The following is a 14,502-nucleotide window of genomic DNA, read 5'->3' as shown; positions in this document are numbered from 1 at the left end:
GCTCCTTTAAACACGAGATTACTCGGTTGTTTCTTCTGTCGGTGTTTCTGTTGGTTCTTCTGCTGATGTTTCTGCTTCTGTTGCTTCTTCATTATTTTGAGAATCGGATTCTTCCAACGCGCCCGGATCTTCTTCGGCACCTTCTTCAGCTGCTTCGGCTTCTGCCCGTGCAGGATAGTAGATTTCAGGTGGATGAAGTTCAATTACTACTGGCTCATTATCCGTTATTACTTTGCCTTCTGCAATGCTTTGCGTCAAAACATATCCCTGGCCAGCAATTTCCAGCGCTAAGCCACTTAAGGATTGATAGGCAAGGAGTTCCCGTTTAGACCACCCTGTAAAATCAGGCAAGGTGGTGTCCCCCGCCGTCTTCAGAATGACCAGTCCGCCTTCAAGTACGGTATCGCCCGCCGCCGGGTATTGGGCAATGACTTCATCCGTATCCCCGGAGACAACAGCTTCGAGCCCTAATCCGTTCAACGCTTCAGAAGCTTCTGCGGCTGATTTCCCTGTATAATCATCAACTGGTCTAGTTGTCGCTTCAGCCATGTTTTCCGGCTCGATGTTCAAATACTTCAAACTGTTTTCCATGACGGAAGTAAAGATTTTCGCAACCGGCACCGAACCATATTCATCAGCTGGCAGATTAGGCTGCTGTACACCAATGTAGATGAGCAATTCCGGATCATCGGCAGGAGCCATCCCCAGGAAGGAGAACAGATAATTATTTCTGCCAGCTAAGTAACCGCCACCTTCTTTCGGAACTTGGGCAGTACCCGTCTTCCCGGCTATTGTGTAATCCTGAAGCGCAAAACCTTGCGCTGAGCCAACCTCGGACGTGACAGTTGAAGCCAGGACTTCTTTTACTTTTTCAGCAGTTTCAGCTGAAATAGGCTGACCTGCTTCTTCAGGTTCACTTTTGACAGTGACTTTCCCCGTATCGGAATTCTTGATCTGATCGATGACATAGGGCTTCATCATCACACCGCCATTTGCAATTGCAGTGGCAGCCTGGATCATTTGAATTGGAGTTACAGTCGATCCCTGTCCATATGCCGTGGTCAATTTATTGATCGGATATTGATTGAGGATTGTGCCTTTTGCTTCTTTCGGCAAATCAATTCCTGTCTGCTCGCCGAATCCAAAAGCATCCACATAAGTCATGAAAGTGTCTGCCCCGAGCCGTTCTAATAAGTACGCCATCGAGACGTTAGAAGAGCGTTGAAAACCTTCCAGATACGAGATGGTTCCCCAGCCGCGTCCGCTGTTATGGTCACCGATCGTGCTGTCCAGCAGCGTATAGGTTCCCGAATTATAGGTAGCATTCGGATCCCATCTGCCTTCTTCGATAGCCGCTGCCAACGTAAACATCTTCATTGGAGAGCCAGGTTCAATCGTCAATTCGATGCTTTCGTTCAACCAGTTATCAGACAGCCCTTCCCGCGTATTCGGATTAAACGTCGGGCGCTGGGACATCGCCAGTATTTCGCCGGTTTTCGGATCAGCAATTACAGCGATCATCCGCGTGGGATCGTATTCTTCCTGGACGCCACTCATTGCGTCTTCCAGGAAGTTCTGCAATGTTTTATCCAAAGTCAGCTGAACATCAGAACCATCGACAGCTGGAGTTACCGCAGATTCACTATTCGGCAGCAGGAATCCCCATTTATCGGTATCGAATTCTATTTTACCGTTCTTCCCTGTCAAAATATCATTGTGTATGGATTCCAGACCCATTCTTCCAGTCGTTTTTGTTACGCCGTCTTTCAGTTCTTCTTTCATGGCATAGCCAATCAGGTGAGATGCAAAAACGCCGTTCGGGTATAATCGTTTTAAATCCCGGACAAATAGTAAACCCGGAATTTCGGCTTCTTTCATTTCAAGCATCTGTGTATGGCTGATCTCACGGCCGGCCGCACCGAATTCCACCTGATAGCGGTCTTTTTCCTTACCGGATTTCAACGTTTTCAGGATACTTTCTTCCGAAACACCTAAATAGCCTGCCAGTTTTCCCGCAGTTTCTTCGATATCTACGACATGACGCGGGTCACTGGCCTTTTGGGTAGCTGATTCATCAAGCACTGCAACTACTTTATAAGTCAGTGTATCTTCAGCAATCACTTCTCCGTTGCGGTCGATGATGCGTCCACGCTCAGCAGTAAGCACCTCTTCCTGGCTGTACTTCGCTGCGGCTTTGGCAGCAAGTTCCTGGCCTTCCACTTCTCCCGTAGCTTGTATTGTCACAATTCTAGTCAATAAAAGGAAAAAGAGCCCTGCAAATAACAAAAACAGCAGAAAGGCTCCCCCTTGAAATCGAAACTTTTTTTTCATTGTCCAGGCACTACCTTTACATTTTGCTCATTTAATTTAAGGCCAAGTTCTTTTGCTTTCGACCAAATGCGCTCGTATGAAGATAGTTCACTTACCTGTACCGACAAATCTGTATTTTGCTTCGTTTTTTCATTGACTGATTGTTCAATTGTTTGAATTTCCTGAGTAGATGCCTGAATCGTCGATTGATTCTGCAGAACCAGCAATGCGCACAGGATACAGACTGCTACAAAAGTTACGTACAGTATTTTCTCGCCTTTCGTGATTAAGCTTTTCTTTCTTGCCGGCTGCCGACTCGGATTTTGAGGAACGGCCGGCTGTTGGATGTAGGTTTCAGTTCTTGCATTCAACGCCATCTGAACACGTCCTTACTCGTTTATTTTTTCTGCAATCCGCAGCTTAGCGGACCTTGACCGATTATTATGTGCCAGCTCTTCTTCAGTAGGCAGGATTGGTTTTCTTGTGATCAATTTCAGGATCGGCTCCATCCCTTCTGGAATCACCGGTAAATTCGGCGGTAATTCGGGAAGCGAGGATGCCTCTTTAAATATTGCTTTGCAGAGCCGGTCTTCAAGCGAATGGAAGGTGATGACACTAATTCTTCCGCCGATAGCCAATAGGCCGATTGCGTCCTGCAGTGAAGTCTCAGCAGCTCCAAGCTCATCGTTTACTGCGATGCGGATGGCTTGGAACACACGTTTTGCAGGATGGCCGCCTTTTCGGCGGGCAAAAGCAGGAATACCGTCTTTAATGCATTCGACCAGTTGGCCGGTTGTTTCAATAGGATGCTTTTCTCTTGCAGCTTCGATTTTGCGTACGATTTGTTTCGAGAATTTTTCTTCGCCGTAGCGGTAAAATATTCTCACCAAATCTTCGAAAGACCATTCATTTACTACATGATACGCGCTCAACTCAGCGCTTTGGTCCATTCGCATATCCAGAGGGGCATCATTATGATAACTGAAGCCCCGTTCAGGAGTATCCAATTGTGGAGAAGAAACGCCCAGGTCATATAGAATGCCATCGACTTTCTGCACCCCACGCATTTCCAGTTCCTCTTTTAAAAACTTGAAGTTGGCATGGATAAACGTAATTCTATGTAAGTAATCTTGTAGTTTTTCTTTTGCATGAGCCAGTGCTGTTGCGTCTTGGTCGAAACAATATAAATGACCTTCGTCAGATAATTGCTGAACCAAATATTCGCTGTGTCCTGCTCCGCCCAGCGTACAATCTACATATATGCCGTCAGGGCGAATGTTCAGACCATCGACAGTTTCATGCAGTAAAACCGTGGTGTGATTGAACAATCCATTCCCCCCGTTCACTTTTAAAAGTCAAAATCAGTTAAATTTTCCGCGATTTCATTGAAGGAATCTTCGGATGCTGCAAAATAGCTTTCCCATGAATCTTTTGCCCATATTTCAAAACGGTTGGACACACCTAAGATGATGCATTCTTTTTCAAGTTTTGCGTAAGAAATTAATGTCGTCGGTATATTGACGCGTCCCTGCTTATCAAGTTCCACTTCCGTAGCACCTGAAAAAAAGAAGCGTGTAAAAGCACGAGCGTCTTTTTTAGTGACCGGCAGCTCTTTCAGCTTTTCTTCAATTTTCTGCCATTCGTCCATCGTGTAGCCAAATAAGCATTGATCCAGGCCGCGAGTGATGACAAAATTGTCACCCAGCAGTTCACGAAACTTAGCCGGTATGATTAACCGTCCCTTTGCATCAACGCTATGTTGATATTCGCCCATGAACATGCCCTTCACCCCACTTATTGTAATAAATGTACCACAATCCCCCACTCGCCACCACTTGTTTTTGAAATATTTCACGTTTGTTGCAAGAAATTATCTCAACAAGTTATTTTGACATAAAAAAAGCCTGCATATGCAGACTTTTCGGGTTAAAAATAAATAATTTTATGATTTTTGTCATAATTCAGCGGAAGAGCCAAAAGGTCTTTCACCAGCTCTGTTCCGTACTGGTTCATATAGATGAATGGACTGTAGATCCGTTCCTGAAAACCGCCGTTTGGCAGCAGTTCATTTTCAATCGAAGAAAGATGGCCAAACTCAATACTGTTTTGAAGCATCACTTCATCCAGCAGCTTGTTCTTCAGAAAAGTGAATTGTTTAATATGCAGCTGAAGATTCTTTTCGACAATCGGTGTCAAGCCTTTACTGATGGAAGAAAACTGCTGATTAATCTTCTCATAGGCTTCTTCTACCTGCTCTTGCAGCCCCTCGATCAATGCTTCAGCTTCCTGTTCGCGAATCGATTCCATCAATTCGTTTCTCATCACTGGAATTCTGCGTTCATTGACTACGGCCGTGAAATCCAATTTATATTGTTCCAGTAGACTTTGGGTTTTGCGGTTCACCAAAGTCAGGCTCAGCCTTGGCATGATGACCGGCAACTCCATGCCCATTAACTTGAAAGCATCTTTTAATGCAGCCCAGTAGGCGATTTCTCCGGGACCGCCGACAAATGCCAGTACAGGGAACACCATCTCCTGCATCAATGGGCGTGTCACCACATTATTGCTCAAGAGTTCCGGATTCTGTTGGGCAACGTCTAGAAGCTGCTGTTTTGTATAGCGGATCGCACCATTGTTTGCGATAAACTCTTCGTTTTCACGTTCCAGCAATAAACGCTCGCCTTTCACTGTAATAAACAGGTTGGCGGCATTTTCTTCCGCACCGATCACTGCACTGTACCCATCCTGGATAAGTGCCTGTTCGGCAGCAGTTACTGTTCGTGCAATTTCTCCTGAGCGTTCAATCAGCTCCATGAAATAAGGAGCTTCATATTTGCGGAATTCTTTATCTGCTGCATCAATATACAGCAGCCCTTCATCCTGGAAAAAATAATGGAGCAGCGCAGCGAAGAAATCAGTAAAGGATACGGATTGTTCCAGGAGGCCAAAAGCCAGTTGGTGGATTTCTCTGGAATGTTCGGTTTCCGGCAGGCTGCGGAAATACTCTTCCAGGAAAAGAGCGATTTTAGGTTTATTGAGCTCTGCGGTAGAAGCCGAATGTTTGCCATATTCAGCATGGGGAATATTCAATTTGTCGACCCGCCCATTGATCTCTCGGTAAAGGTGACTGATTTCAGCTAAGTCATGGTCTTCACCGGCAATCCAAAAAACCGGCACTACTCTGGTGTTCAGCTGCTCTGAAGCTTGTTTTGCCAGAACAACTACTGAAATGGCTTTATGTACCGTATATAGGGGACCTGTTAAAAGACCCGCCTGCTGGCCGGTGACGACCACCTGCGCGCCTTCTTCAAAATCTTTTAAATTTTGTTGTGCCGCTTCCGACAACCCATTACGTTCCATATACCTACGTATAATGCCTGCCAATTTTCCACGGTCGACAGAATGCCCTTGAAGCTTCTTCAAGCGTTCATCAAATGACTGCATCTGCGGATCATACGAAAAATAAGAGCGGATGGCCGGTCTCCCATTCACATAATCACTCATCAATTTACTTACTGGTTCTACGTATTGTTCCTCTACCTTCATGAAAAAAAGTCCCCTTTTCCCTTTACATTTAAAATCTACTATATCAAACGCATCACTCAAAGAAAAAAAATACGCCTGCTAAAATGATTTTATGATAACAATCACAAGGCCGACCAGCCACACAAGAGCATAAACGGAGGCTAACAGCAAAAAGTAGGTTCTCCATAATTTCCGGAAAAACGGGATGATTTCAATTTCTTTGGCTGTTCTCCATTCGATGACCAACAGAACAATTGCCAGGACAAGGGCAACAAAATAAATAGATGCCGTAATGGAATAGCCCCACAGGAACTCAACGGAAGCCGGTACGGAAAAGAACAATAAAAAGGTGGTGACATCCGATGCAACACCAAGCGCTTTCCGTTTTTTTCTTTTCAATGAGATGAAATAGATAAAAGCAAACAGCAGAAAAGGGACGTAAAGGAAGACGGTTCCAATTGTATGTAATATCGTCATTTTCCTACCTCAACAGTTTTCAGAAGGTGATAAAAAGCTTTAAACAAAGGCAATTCAAGCTTTGAACGGTTCAACACATAAAGCATCAGGCCTTCAACTTCCATCGCATCGCCCGCGAGTCGATCAGCCAGCATGGCAGAAACTCTTTCAGGTTCAGCGGCGCATAACGTTGCCACTTTTTCAATCGGCTGCAGCCACTCAATTTCAGGGAAAGCCAAATAAATTTCACTGTATAGGTTCCTGAATAATTCATAGGCGTGCGGATTGGTGATCAGTTCGCCGTTGCAGATCTTCATGATTGCCGTCAGCGGATCGATCAGGCTGTTGTACAACAACTGTTCAAAAAGCGATTCTTCAATAGTATCCACCCACTCGCTCTGCCAGGCAGAAGTTTCAAGAACCGGCAGGAATTCTTCTGCATGTCCTTTCACTAATCCGAATGTGAGCCGCGCTGCTTTGTTGAAACTGATTTCAACATCACTTAGCTTGACGCAATCTGTTTCCAGTATGGCGGCTGCAATATGGCGATGCGATAGAGTCCTTGCTTTTTCCAAAAACAACATGCCTTGCTGAAGGAAAATGATCCTATTGCTTGCGCAGCGGATCTTCAAGAGCCTTAAAATTGGCTGCAGATCTTCGTAATTCACCGTCAGAATAATAACAGCATCGGGATCAATCTGCTCCACATCCGTATAGGCTTCGACTGGCTGGCGGTTTTCCCCATGTATGATTCCCTGCTTGTTGATCAATGCGGCTTGTTCTTCATGCTGTGCGATCACTTGTACATCATGGCCAGCTTTTTTCAATAGATAGGCTGGCAGCAGTCCACTCGCTCCAGCTCCGATAATTGCATATTTCACGGAATCACTCCTTACAGTGCCACAATTTTTTCTTAAAAAAGAAGCCTGCCCATATTAGGCAGACTTCCAATAATAATTTTTATTATACAGGATAAATCGGATGTTTTCGATATGGCAACGGCAAATCTTTTGTTTCATAAAAAGATAGACGCTGGGAAAGCACTGAACGCAATTGATGAGGAGCCACAATTTCATCAATGATCAATTCGGATGCCAGACGGTAAATATCGATTTCTTCTTTGTATTCCTGATGCTTTTGCTGAACATACTGAAGACGTTCTTTCGGGTCTTCAATTGCTTCGATTTTATTGGAGTAAACAGCATTGACTGCTGCTTCAGGACCCATCACCGCGATTTGCGCTGTCGGCAAAGCAATGCAGACATCCGGTTCAAACGCCGGGCCCGCCATTGCATAGAGGCCGGCTCCATAAGCCTTGCGGACAATAACAGAGATTTTCGGCACTGTCGCTGAACTCATGGCTGCGATAAACTTCGCACCATGGCGGATAATGCCCGCACGTTCAACTTTTGTGCCGATCATAAAGCCTGGTACATCAGCAAGGAACAGCAGCGGAATTGAGAAAGCGTCGCAAAGATTGATGAATTTCGCTCCTTTATCAGCTGAATCACCGAACAAAACTCCGCCTTTGACTTTCGGCTGGTTGGCAAGAATGCCGACCACTTGACCGTCGATGCGGGCAATTCCTGTAATCAATTCTCCAGCGAACAGCTTTTTAATATCAAAGAAGCTGCCTTCGTCGACCAACTGATCGATCAGTTCATACATATCAAAAGGCGCATTCTGGTTTTCAGGAATGATTGCTTCCAGTGACCGTCCAGCCTTCGCCGCTTTTGCCTCTATCTTTTCAGGCTTGATGGCAAAGTTGGCCGGGAAATTCTGCAGATAGCGGCGCGCTTCAGAAATGGCTTCTTCTTCTGTCGCAACCAGCACGTCACCAACACCGCTGACGGTGCAATGCATGCGGGCTCCGCCCATCTCTTCAAGCGTCACTTTTTCACCGATGACCTTTTCCGCCATACGCGGCGATCCAAGATACATTGAGGCATTGCCATCAACCATGATGACGATGTCACAGAAAGCAGGAATATAAGCGCCGCCTGCAGCGGATGGACCGAACAATAGGCAAACTTGCGGCACCATCCCAGACATTCTTACCTGGTTGTGGAATATTTTCCCTGCTCCGCGCCGATTCGGGAACATATCCAGCTGATCCGTAATTCGGGCTCCGGCAGAATCCACCAGGTACAGCATCGGCACCTGCATTTTTTCAGCGGTTTCCTGAATGCGGATGATCTTTTCAACGGTACGTGAACCCCACGATCCCGCTTTGACCGTAGAATCATTGGCCATTACACAAACAGTTTCCCCGTTGACTTTGCCAATGGCTGTAACAACGCCATCAGCGGGCAGATCTTCTGCCTCTACATTGGCAAAGCGTCCATCTTCCGCATAATGTTCATCGTCAAATAATAATTTCAGCCGGTCACGGACAAATAATTTATTGCTTTCTTTCATTTTTTCGTGATATTTTTGCTGCCCCCCAGCAAAAATCTTCGCCAGCTTTTGTTCCAAACGTTCATTGTAGCCCGTTGTTTCAGTCGTTTTTGTCATTTCACTGTCCCCTTTGCTTGAGATCGTTTATTCGCCGACAGTTAACAGTAGGTCGCCTTCGTTGACGAAACCGCCAACTTCCACATGGATTTTTTCCACTTTGCCGCCAAATTCAGCTTCAATCGGAATTTCCATCTTCATTGATTCGATTGTCAGAACAGCCTGTCCCGCAGATACTGCTTCCCCTTCTGCTGCCAATACATTCAATACTGTTCCTGCCATAGACGCTTTCAATTCTTTCATAATGTGTGTTCCTCCTTTGTTTTTTCCATCCATTGCGGCAATACTGCTGTCGCATAATCACCAGAAATAAATTCTTCTGACCTAATAAATTCCTTAAATAACGGAATATTGGTTTTTACACCATTAATTGTAACATGATTGAAAAAAGTCTGTGATTTGGTCAATGCGTCAACTCGGTCCGTTCCGTGAATGATGATCTTAGAAATCATCGGGTCATAGAAAGGCGTCACTCGGTTGCCTTCTTCGTAACCAGTTTCAATACGCGCGCCCTCTCCCCATTGAAGCTTTTCGAGTTTCCCTGGAGAAGGGAAAAACGTTTTTGGATCTTCTGCGTATACACGGTATTCGATTGCATGGCCTTTGGTTCCGATACTGTCTTGAGAAGGCAGTTTGCCTCCATCAGCTACAGTAAGCTGCCATTCGACCAGGTCAAGTCCAGTCACTTCTTCGGTGACAGGATGCTCCACCTGCAAACGCGTATTCATTTCCAGGAAATAAAATTCGTTTTTCGGATCGACGATAAATTCCACCGTTCCAGCATTCGTATAATCAACCGCTCTGCCAGCCTTAAGTGCGGCTTCGCAAAGGCGCTCACGCACATCCTGCGGCAGGTGCGGCGAAGGTGATTCTTCAATCACTTTCTGGTTGCGCCGCTGAACCGAACAATTCCGTTCATACAAATGGACGAGATTGCCGTGATGATCACCGAAAATCTGGACTTCAATGTGGCGGGCATCTGCGATAAATTTCTCAAGATAAACGACATCATCACCAAAATAGGCTTTGGCCCGATTTTTGACCGAGACAAACTGCTGAGTGAGCGCTTGCTCACTTTCACAACGGACCATACCGATTCCCCCACCGCCTGCACTGGCTTTCAGCATAAGTGGATAACCGATCTTTTCGGCTTCCAGAAGTGCTTCTTCCAGCGTCGACACACCTTCTTCAGTACCAGGAACCACTGGCACCCCAGCCTGGATCATGGTTCTTCGGGACTCGATTTTATCACCCATTTTTTCAATGATGTCACTTGATGGTCCGATAAAAACCATTCCGGCTTCCGCCACTTTGCGTGCAAAATCCGCATTTTCCGATAACAGGCCATATCCGGGATGGATCGCATCCGCACCGTGTTTTTTGGCTTCTTCAATAATTTTTTCAATTTGCAGGTAAGACTGTACGACCGGATTCGGACCGATCAATACAGCTTCAGTCGCTTCACTGACGTAAGGCAGATCCCCATCTGCCTCGGAGTGGATGGCGACCGTTTCGATTCCGAGGCGGTCGCATGTCCGAATGATTCGGCGCGCGATCTCTCCTCGATTCGCAATCAGGATTTTCTTCATATTTGAAATACCCCCTATGTTTTCTCCCTTCTATAGCATATACGAATTTTGTAAGCGATTTCAACTATTCGTTGAAATATTTCTTTCAAAGTAGAATGAACTGCAGAATTCCATTAAAACAAAAAAAGAAATCCCTTCTAAAAGGGATTTTATTTCTTCGTTTTATTGAGGAAGTTGTCGACTGCTTCGTGATGGGCGTCTCTCTCCCATAGAACGGCGCATCTTCTGACTTCCTGTTCGACGCGCTCCTGCAGGTCGGTCTTGCGCCATTTACGGATGGCCATTTCCTTATAGGCACGATGGACATCCGGATGGACTTTTTTCATGGAGCTGAAAAAGGAGTCGATGTCCCGGTCTTCCTGAATGACCGATGATGCCCAGCCGATTTCCCGCAATTCAGCTGCGGTATAGACTCTGGCTTCACTGAGCATTTTCAACGCTTTATCATGCTGCAAAGTTTCCATCAGGTAAGTGCCGCCGCCCCATCCGCTGGTAATGGCGAGGGTGCCTTGAATGAAGCCGCATTTCGCATGATCCCATACAAGCCTGTAATCGCACGCTGTAGCGATTTCACAGCCGCCACCGACAGCTGCGCCATTAACCACCGCAACAACCGGTACAGGCAGCGTTTTGATCGAATACAGCACATTGCTCATGCGTTTCAGCATGCCATAGGACTGTTCTTCTGTTCGCAAGGCATGAAACACCGAAAGATCGCCGCCTGAACAAAAAGCCTGTTTGCCGGATGCTGTGATGATGACTGTCTGAACCGAGGGCTGCTGCGCTTTTACCGCCAGTTCCTCAAGCCCTGCTGTCACTTCATCATTGATGGCGTTGCGGATATGCGGTCGGTCGATGGTGAACGTCATGATGCCATCCTTAAGGTTGATCGTATAAGACAATAGAATCCCTCTCTTCTGCCATTTTTCCTGCTGGCGATACCGTCGCCACTTGCTTATGTATAGAGAAAAAGGCTATCGAGAGCCATGGCCTCTCAATAGCCTTTCAGCAGCAAATACTGTTTTATTTGCTTGCTACTACTTCTTTCCCTTTGTATGATCCACATGCTTTGCAGACGTGGTGAGCCAATTTACTTTCGCCACAGCTTGGGCAAATTACCATGCCCGGCACTGACAATTTAAAATGTGTACGGCGCTTTCTTTTAGCGGTTTTGGACGTTCTTCTAGCTGGTACAGCCATTGGTGACACCTCCTTACACTAATTCTATTCATCTGACTGATCAAAATACTTTGCTAAATCAGCAAGTCTTGGATCCGGTTTTGGTGGTGCCGCTTCTTTCTCGGCCTCATACTCTTCGTCTGTTGAATACGACCAATCATTCCCGCCTTTGATGACAGTCTGATCAGCGTCTTCCTTAAACACCTGTATCGGTATCTGCAGCAAAACTAGTTCTTCCAGTATCGGCTGAAGATCAATGATCTCCGTCTCTACTGCGTGAACATCACTAAGCTTGTCTTCTCCGGCCTCTTCAGACCAATCAAAGACTTCAATCGAGTCGACGTTAATCGGAAACTCAACATCCTCCCAAGTTCTGGCACAAGGCAGCGTGAGCATACCTTCGAGATGGAGTTGGCACGTTAATTGTTGCGAACCAATCGTGCAATGTCCAGTGACATGTACAGGTGAAATTTCCCGAATATCGCTATTCCGTGATTTCACTGCATCCAAATGAACAATTTGGTCAATTGGCAGTCCGTCTCTGCGATGCTTTTGAAGCTGTTGAATCGCTATTTTCATAAGTAATCACCTCAAGACAACAAAGTTGATTATATAATGCACAGAAAAAGATGTCAAGAAAAAATCTTGTCACTCTATTTCAAACATCGGTATACTAAAGTTAATTCTACCAAAGAGGTGAGCAGATTGAAAGCTGTAGGAGTTATTGTTGAATACAACCCTTTCCATAATGGCCATCTGCATCATGCGCAGCAAGCGCGCGCAGAATCGGGTGCAGACCTTGTCGTAGCGGTCATGAGCGGACAGTTTCTGCAGCGCGGGGAACCGGCGTTTGCAGATAAGTGGACGCGGACACAAATGGCGCTGGATGCAGGAATCGATCTGGTGATTGAACTGCCATACGTATATGCCACGGCGCAGGCCTCCGATTTCGCCAAAGGAGGCATTGCGCTGCTTGACGCAATCGGCTGTTCCTCTTTTTGTTTCGGCAGTGAGCAGGGGTCAATTGCCCCTTTCCTGAAATCCCGACAACTACTGACTGAGCGCAGTGCTGAATACCAGCACCTCATCCACGAGGCTGTCCAAACCGGCATCAGCTATCCAAAAGCCCTCAACAATGCCTATCTTTCCCTGACCGGCAGCGGGGCAGGGTTTGCCGATCTGACACAACCGAATAATATTTTAGGGTTTCATTATTTGGAGGCCGCTCAAAAGTTGGGGTCTTCGATGAAGCCGCTGACGATTCAGCGCATCGGCGCTAATTACCATGACCCGATCAGAGCAGGACTGCCGATTGCCAGTGCTACCGGAATACGCGAAGCTTTCTTTAAGGGTGAGTCAGTCGATGAGCTGTCATCCTATATGCCGGAAAGTTCAATCCAGTCACTAAAGAACATGGAACAGGAATATGGCACCTTCGGCAGTTGGGAGCAGTTTTATCCTCTGCTGCGTTTTACGGTTTTGCGGGAAGGTCCCGATAACCTAAAACATTTCGCCGAAATAACCGAAGGCATCGAAAACTTGATCTATCAGTCAGCGAAAACAGCGAATGACTTTGAATCCTTCATTTCACTCGTCAAATCCAAGCGTTTTACACGGACGCGGATTCAACGGATGCTGACGCATATTTATACAGGCTTTACCTGGCAGCTGCTGCGTTCATTTGAATCTCCGGGCTACATCAGGCTTCTGGGGATGTCAGCTGCAGGCAGAAGCTATTTAAACGAAACAAAAAAAAACATCAAGCTTCCCTTGGTCAGCCGTGCAGCCGAGCTGCATGATGAGATGGGGAAACTTGATATTCATGCCACTGCCATGTATTTGCAGGGAATGGGATCTGCTGATTTGAAAAAAGAATTTACAACCCCTCCGATTTACCGGGGCTGAAGCTCTTCCAGAAAAGCAAGTGCATCTTCAATGGTGTCGACGGGAACGATCTCCATCGATGTCCCGATTTTTTCTGCGGTTTCAACAGCTATTGTATAATTGCTGTCTCCCCCTCCCTCTACCGGGGCATTCGGTGCAAAGAAGATGTCGATGTCCGCGGAATCGGCGGCCATGATTTTTTGGTCGATGCCTCCTATTCTTCCGACAGAACCATCACTTTCCATGGTACCGGTGCCAGCGACGTGATAACCTTTCGTAATATCTTCGTCCACTAACTGATTAAGGATTTCGAGCGTGAACATCAGACCGGCTGATGGACCGCCTATCGTGTCGGAATCGATTTCCACTTCAGGTGTCGTTTCAATGCTCTTGTCTTCCACAAAGGATATCCCCAGGCCGACCCGCTCAGGATCCGTAGGCAAAAGAGCCAATTCGATGTCGGTACTGATTTCGCGATCCTTGCGCTCGTAAAGCACCTCCACTGTCTCCCCAGCTTCTTTGTCACTCAAGTAATCGATGAATTCCTGCATTTCAGTAAAATTATTGCCATCCACTTCCAGAACGCGGTCACCAGGTGCCAAGATGCCATCTGCTGCCCCTCCGGTGAGTACATTCAGAACGAAAACGCCGTTATTGCTGATTTCGTAAGGCAATTCCGCCTGCTCAAACGCAATCTGCAAAGCATTCACCTGGGAATCGGACATCAGCTTCAGCTGGCGCACATTGTATTCTTCATCGCTTTCATGAGGGCTTCTGACCTGTTCCGGCGGCATGACCTTATAGCCATCCTGGATTTTTGCCCAGACATATAGAGCAGGAGTCGCTGTAAGCATGGAAACCGTCATCAGGCTGAGGCTGCCCTCATCGTCTTCATCACCGCCGACCACTTCAACCAGCGGAGACAGCTCATAGGCTCCGCCTGGTCTCGTGATATAGGCATCTAATTGATAAGTGGACAGAAAGACTACAAGCGCCATCACAATGACGAAAATAACTAATCGTTTATTTTTCATGCAGTTCTTCC

The 14,502-nt window shown here is 46.4% G+C and carries 15 protein-coding genes; 1 reads left to right on the top strand and 14 read right to left on the bottom strand.

What is annotated here, in order from left to right; all coding sequences use genetic code 11:
- Positions 1–18: 18 nt before the first annotated feature.
- From ACRC6Q_RS06510 to ACRC6Q_RS06450, 13 genes are all read right to left on the bottom strand, one after another.
- On the bottom strand, positions 19–2,331 hold the full coding sequence (locus tag ACRC6Q_RS06510; RefSeq protein ID WP_431466083.1) for a penicillin-binding transpeptidase domain-containing protein: 2,313 nt from the start codon (positions 2,329–2,331) through the stop codon (positions 19–21).
- Positions 2,328–2,687, bottom strand: coding sequence for a cell division protein FtsL (ftsL, locus tag ACRC6Q_RS06505; protein WP_223633469.1), 360 nt, complete (start codon positions 2,685–2,687; stop codon positions 2,328–2,330). The genes ACRC6Q_RS06510 and ftsL overlap by 4 nt, the downstream gene beginning before the upstream one ends.
- A 12-nt stretch (positions 2,688–2,699) precedes the next feature.
- On the bottom strand, positions 2,700–3,638 hold the full coding sequence (gene rsmH, locus ACRC6Q_RS06500) for a 16S rRNA (cytosine(1402)-N(4))-methyltransferase RsmH (RefSeq protein ID WP_223633471.1): 939 nt from the start codon (positions 3,636–3,638) through the stop codon (positions 2,700–2,702).
- A 20-nt stretch (positions 3,639–3,658) separates the two neighbouring features.
- On the bottom strand, positions 3,659–4,090 hold the full coding sequence (gene mraZ, locus ACRC6Q_RS06495; protein WP_146556518.1) for a division/cell wall cluster transcriptional repressor MraZ: 432 nt from the start codon (positions 4,088–4,090) through the stop codon (positions 3,659–3,661).
- A 146-nt stretch (positions 4,091–4,236) separates the two neighbouring features.
- Positions 4,237–5,856: a bacillithiol biosynthesis cysteine-adding enzyme BshC gene (gene bshC / locus ACRC6Q_RS06490; RefSeq protein WP_431466082.1), complete on the bottom strand. Its 1,620-nt coding sequence runs from the start codon at positions 5,854–5,856 to the stop codon at positions 4,237–4,239.
- A 78-nt stretch (positions 5,857–5,934) separates the two neighbouring features.
- Entirely contained in the window at positions 5,935–6,312 is a 378-nt protein-coding gene (locus ACRC6Q_RS06485; RefSeq protein ID WP_223633476.1) for a DUF3397 family protein, read from the bottom strand.
- Positions 6,309–7,172 carry a ketopantoate reductase family protein gene (locus ACRC6Q_RS06480; protein WP_223633481.1) on the bottom strand — a complete coding sequence of 288 codons (864 nt, stop codon included), beginning with the start codon at positions 7,170–7,172 and terminating at the stop codon, positions 6,309–6,311. Before ACRC6Q_RS06480 ends, ACRC6Q_RS06485 begins: the two co-directional genes overlap by 4 nt.
- An 82-nt stretch (positions 7,173–7,254) precedes the next feature.
- On the bottom strand, positions 7,255–8,805 hold the full coding sequence (locus tag ACRC6Q_RS06475) for an acyl-CoA carboxylase subunit beta (protein ID WP_223633484.1): 1,551 nt from the start codon (positions 8,803–8,805) through the stop codon (positions 7,255–7,257).
- A 27-nt stretch (positions 8,806–8,832) separates the two neighbouring features.
- Complete coding sequence (locus ACRC6Q_RS06470) at positions 8,833–9,048, bottom strand: biotin/lipoyl-containing protein (protein WP_223633493.1); 216 nt, start codon at positions 9,046–9,048, stop codon at positions 8,833–8,835.
- Positions 9,045–10,394: an acetyl-CoA carboxylase biotin carboxylase subunit gene (locus tag ACRC6Q_RS06465; protein ID WP_431466081.1), complete on the bottom strand. Its 1,350-nt coding sequence runs from the start codon at positions 10,392–10,394 to the stop codon at positions 9,045–9,047. Before ACRC6Q_RS06465 ends, ACRC6Q_RS06470 begins: the two co-directional genes overlap by 4 nt.
- A 149-nt stretch (positions 10,395–10,543) precedes the next feature.
- The gene (locus ACRC6Q_RS06460) at positions 10,544–11,296 is read right to left on the bottom strand and encodes an enoyl-CoA hydratase/isomerase family protein (protein WP_431466080.1); all 753 of its coding nucleotides are present in this window, start codon (positions 11,294–11,296) and stop codon (positions 10,544–10,546) included.
- Between the two features lie 121 nt (positions 11,297–11,417).
- Positions 11,418–11,594, bottom strand: coding sequence for a 50S ribosomal protein L32 (rpmF, locus tag ACRC6Q_RS06455; protein WP_006828847.1), 177 nt, complete (start codon positions 11,592–11,594; stop codon positions 11,418–11,420).
- A 24-nt stretch (positions 11,595–11,618) separates the two neighbouring features.
- Positions 11,619–12,152 carry a YceD family protein gene (locus ACRC6Q_RS06450; protein WP_223633500.1) on the bottom strand — a complete coding sequence of 178 codons (534 nt, stop codon included), beginning with the start codon at positions 12,150–12,152 and terminating at the stop codon, positions 11,619–11,621.
- A gap of 126 nt (positions 12,153–12,278) precedes the next feature.
- Here ACRC6Q_RS06450 and ACRC6Q_RS06445 point away from each other — a divergent pair, with 126 nt between their 5' ends.
- Entirely contained in the window at positions 12,279–13,478 is a 1,200-nt protein-coding gene (locus tag ACRC6Q_RS06445; RefSeq protein WP_223633503.1) for a nucleotidyltransferase, read from the top strand.
- Here ACRC6Q_RS06445 and ACRC6Q_RS06440 read toward each other — a convergent pair.
- The gene (locus tag ACRC6Q_RS06440) at positions 13,466–14,491 is read right to left on the bottom strand and encodes a SepM family pheromone-processing serine protease (RefSeq protein ID WP_223633506.1); all 1,026 of its coding nucleotides are present in this window, start codon (positions 14,489–14,491) and stop codon (positions 13,466–13,468) included. The two genes, ACRC6Q_RS06445 and ACRC6Q_RS06440, sit on opposite strands and share 13 nt — an antisense overlap.
- Positions 14,492–14,502 lie beyond the last annotated feature (11 nt).

This window comes from Planococcus sp. SE5232 (assembly GCF_050686535.1).
Lineage (GTDB): Bacteria > Bacillota > Bacilli > Bacillales_A > Planococcaceae > Planococcus.
This window is presented reverse-complemented; position numbering and strand designations above follow the sequence as displayed.

Bases quoted from the DNA above. Each gene is read 5' to 3' on its own strand.
- ACRC6Q_RS06510 (WP_431466083.1), bottom strand. From the start codon at position 2,331: ATGAAAAAAAAGTTTCGATTTCAAGGGGGAGCCTTTCTGCTGTTTTTG.
- ftsL (WP_223633469.1), bottom strand. From the start codon at position 2,687: ATGGCGTTGAATGCAAGAACTGAAACCTACATCCAACAGCCGGCCGTT.
- mraZ (WP_146556518.1), bottom strand. From the start codon at position 4,090: ATGTTCATGGGCGAATATCAACATAGCGTTGATGCAAAGGGACGGTTA.
- bshC (WP_431466082.1), bottom strand. From the start codon at position 5,856: ATGAAGGTAGAGGAACAATACGTAGAACCAGTAAGTAAATTGATGAGT.
- ACRC6Q_RS06485 (WP_223633476.1), bottom strand. From the start codon at position 6,312: ATGACGATATTACATACAATTGGAACCGTCTTCCTTTACGTCCCTTTT.
- ACRC6Q_RS06475 (WP_223633484.1), bottom strand. From the start codon at position 8,805: ATGACAAAAACGACTGAAACAACGGGCTACAATGAACGTTTGGAACAA.
- ACRC6Q_RS06470 (WP_223633493.1), bottom strand. From the start codon at position 9,048: ATGAAAGAATTGAAAGCGTCTATGGCAGGAACAGTATTGAATGTATTG.
- ACRC6Q_RS06465 (WP_431466081.1), bottom strand. From the start codon at position 10,394: ATGAAGAAAATCCTGATTGCGAATCGAGGAGAGATCGCGCGCCGAATC.
- rpmF (WP_006828847.1), bottom strand. From the start codon at position 11,594: ATGGCTGTACCAGCTAGAAGAACGTCCAAAACCGCTAAAAGAAAGCGC.
- ACRC6Q_RS06450 (WP_223633500.1), bottom strand. From the start codon at position 12,152: ATGAAAATAGCGATTCAACAGCTTCAAAAGCATCGCAGAGACGGACTG.
- ACRC6Q_RS06440 (WP_223633506.1), bottom strand. From the start codon at position 14,491: ATGAAAAATAAACGATTAGTTATTTTCGTCATTGTGATGGCGCTTGTA.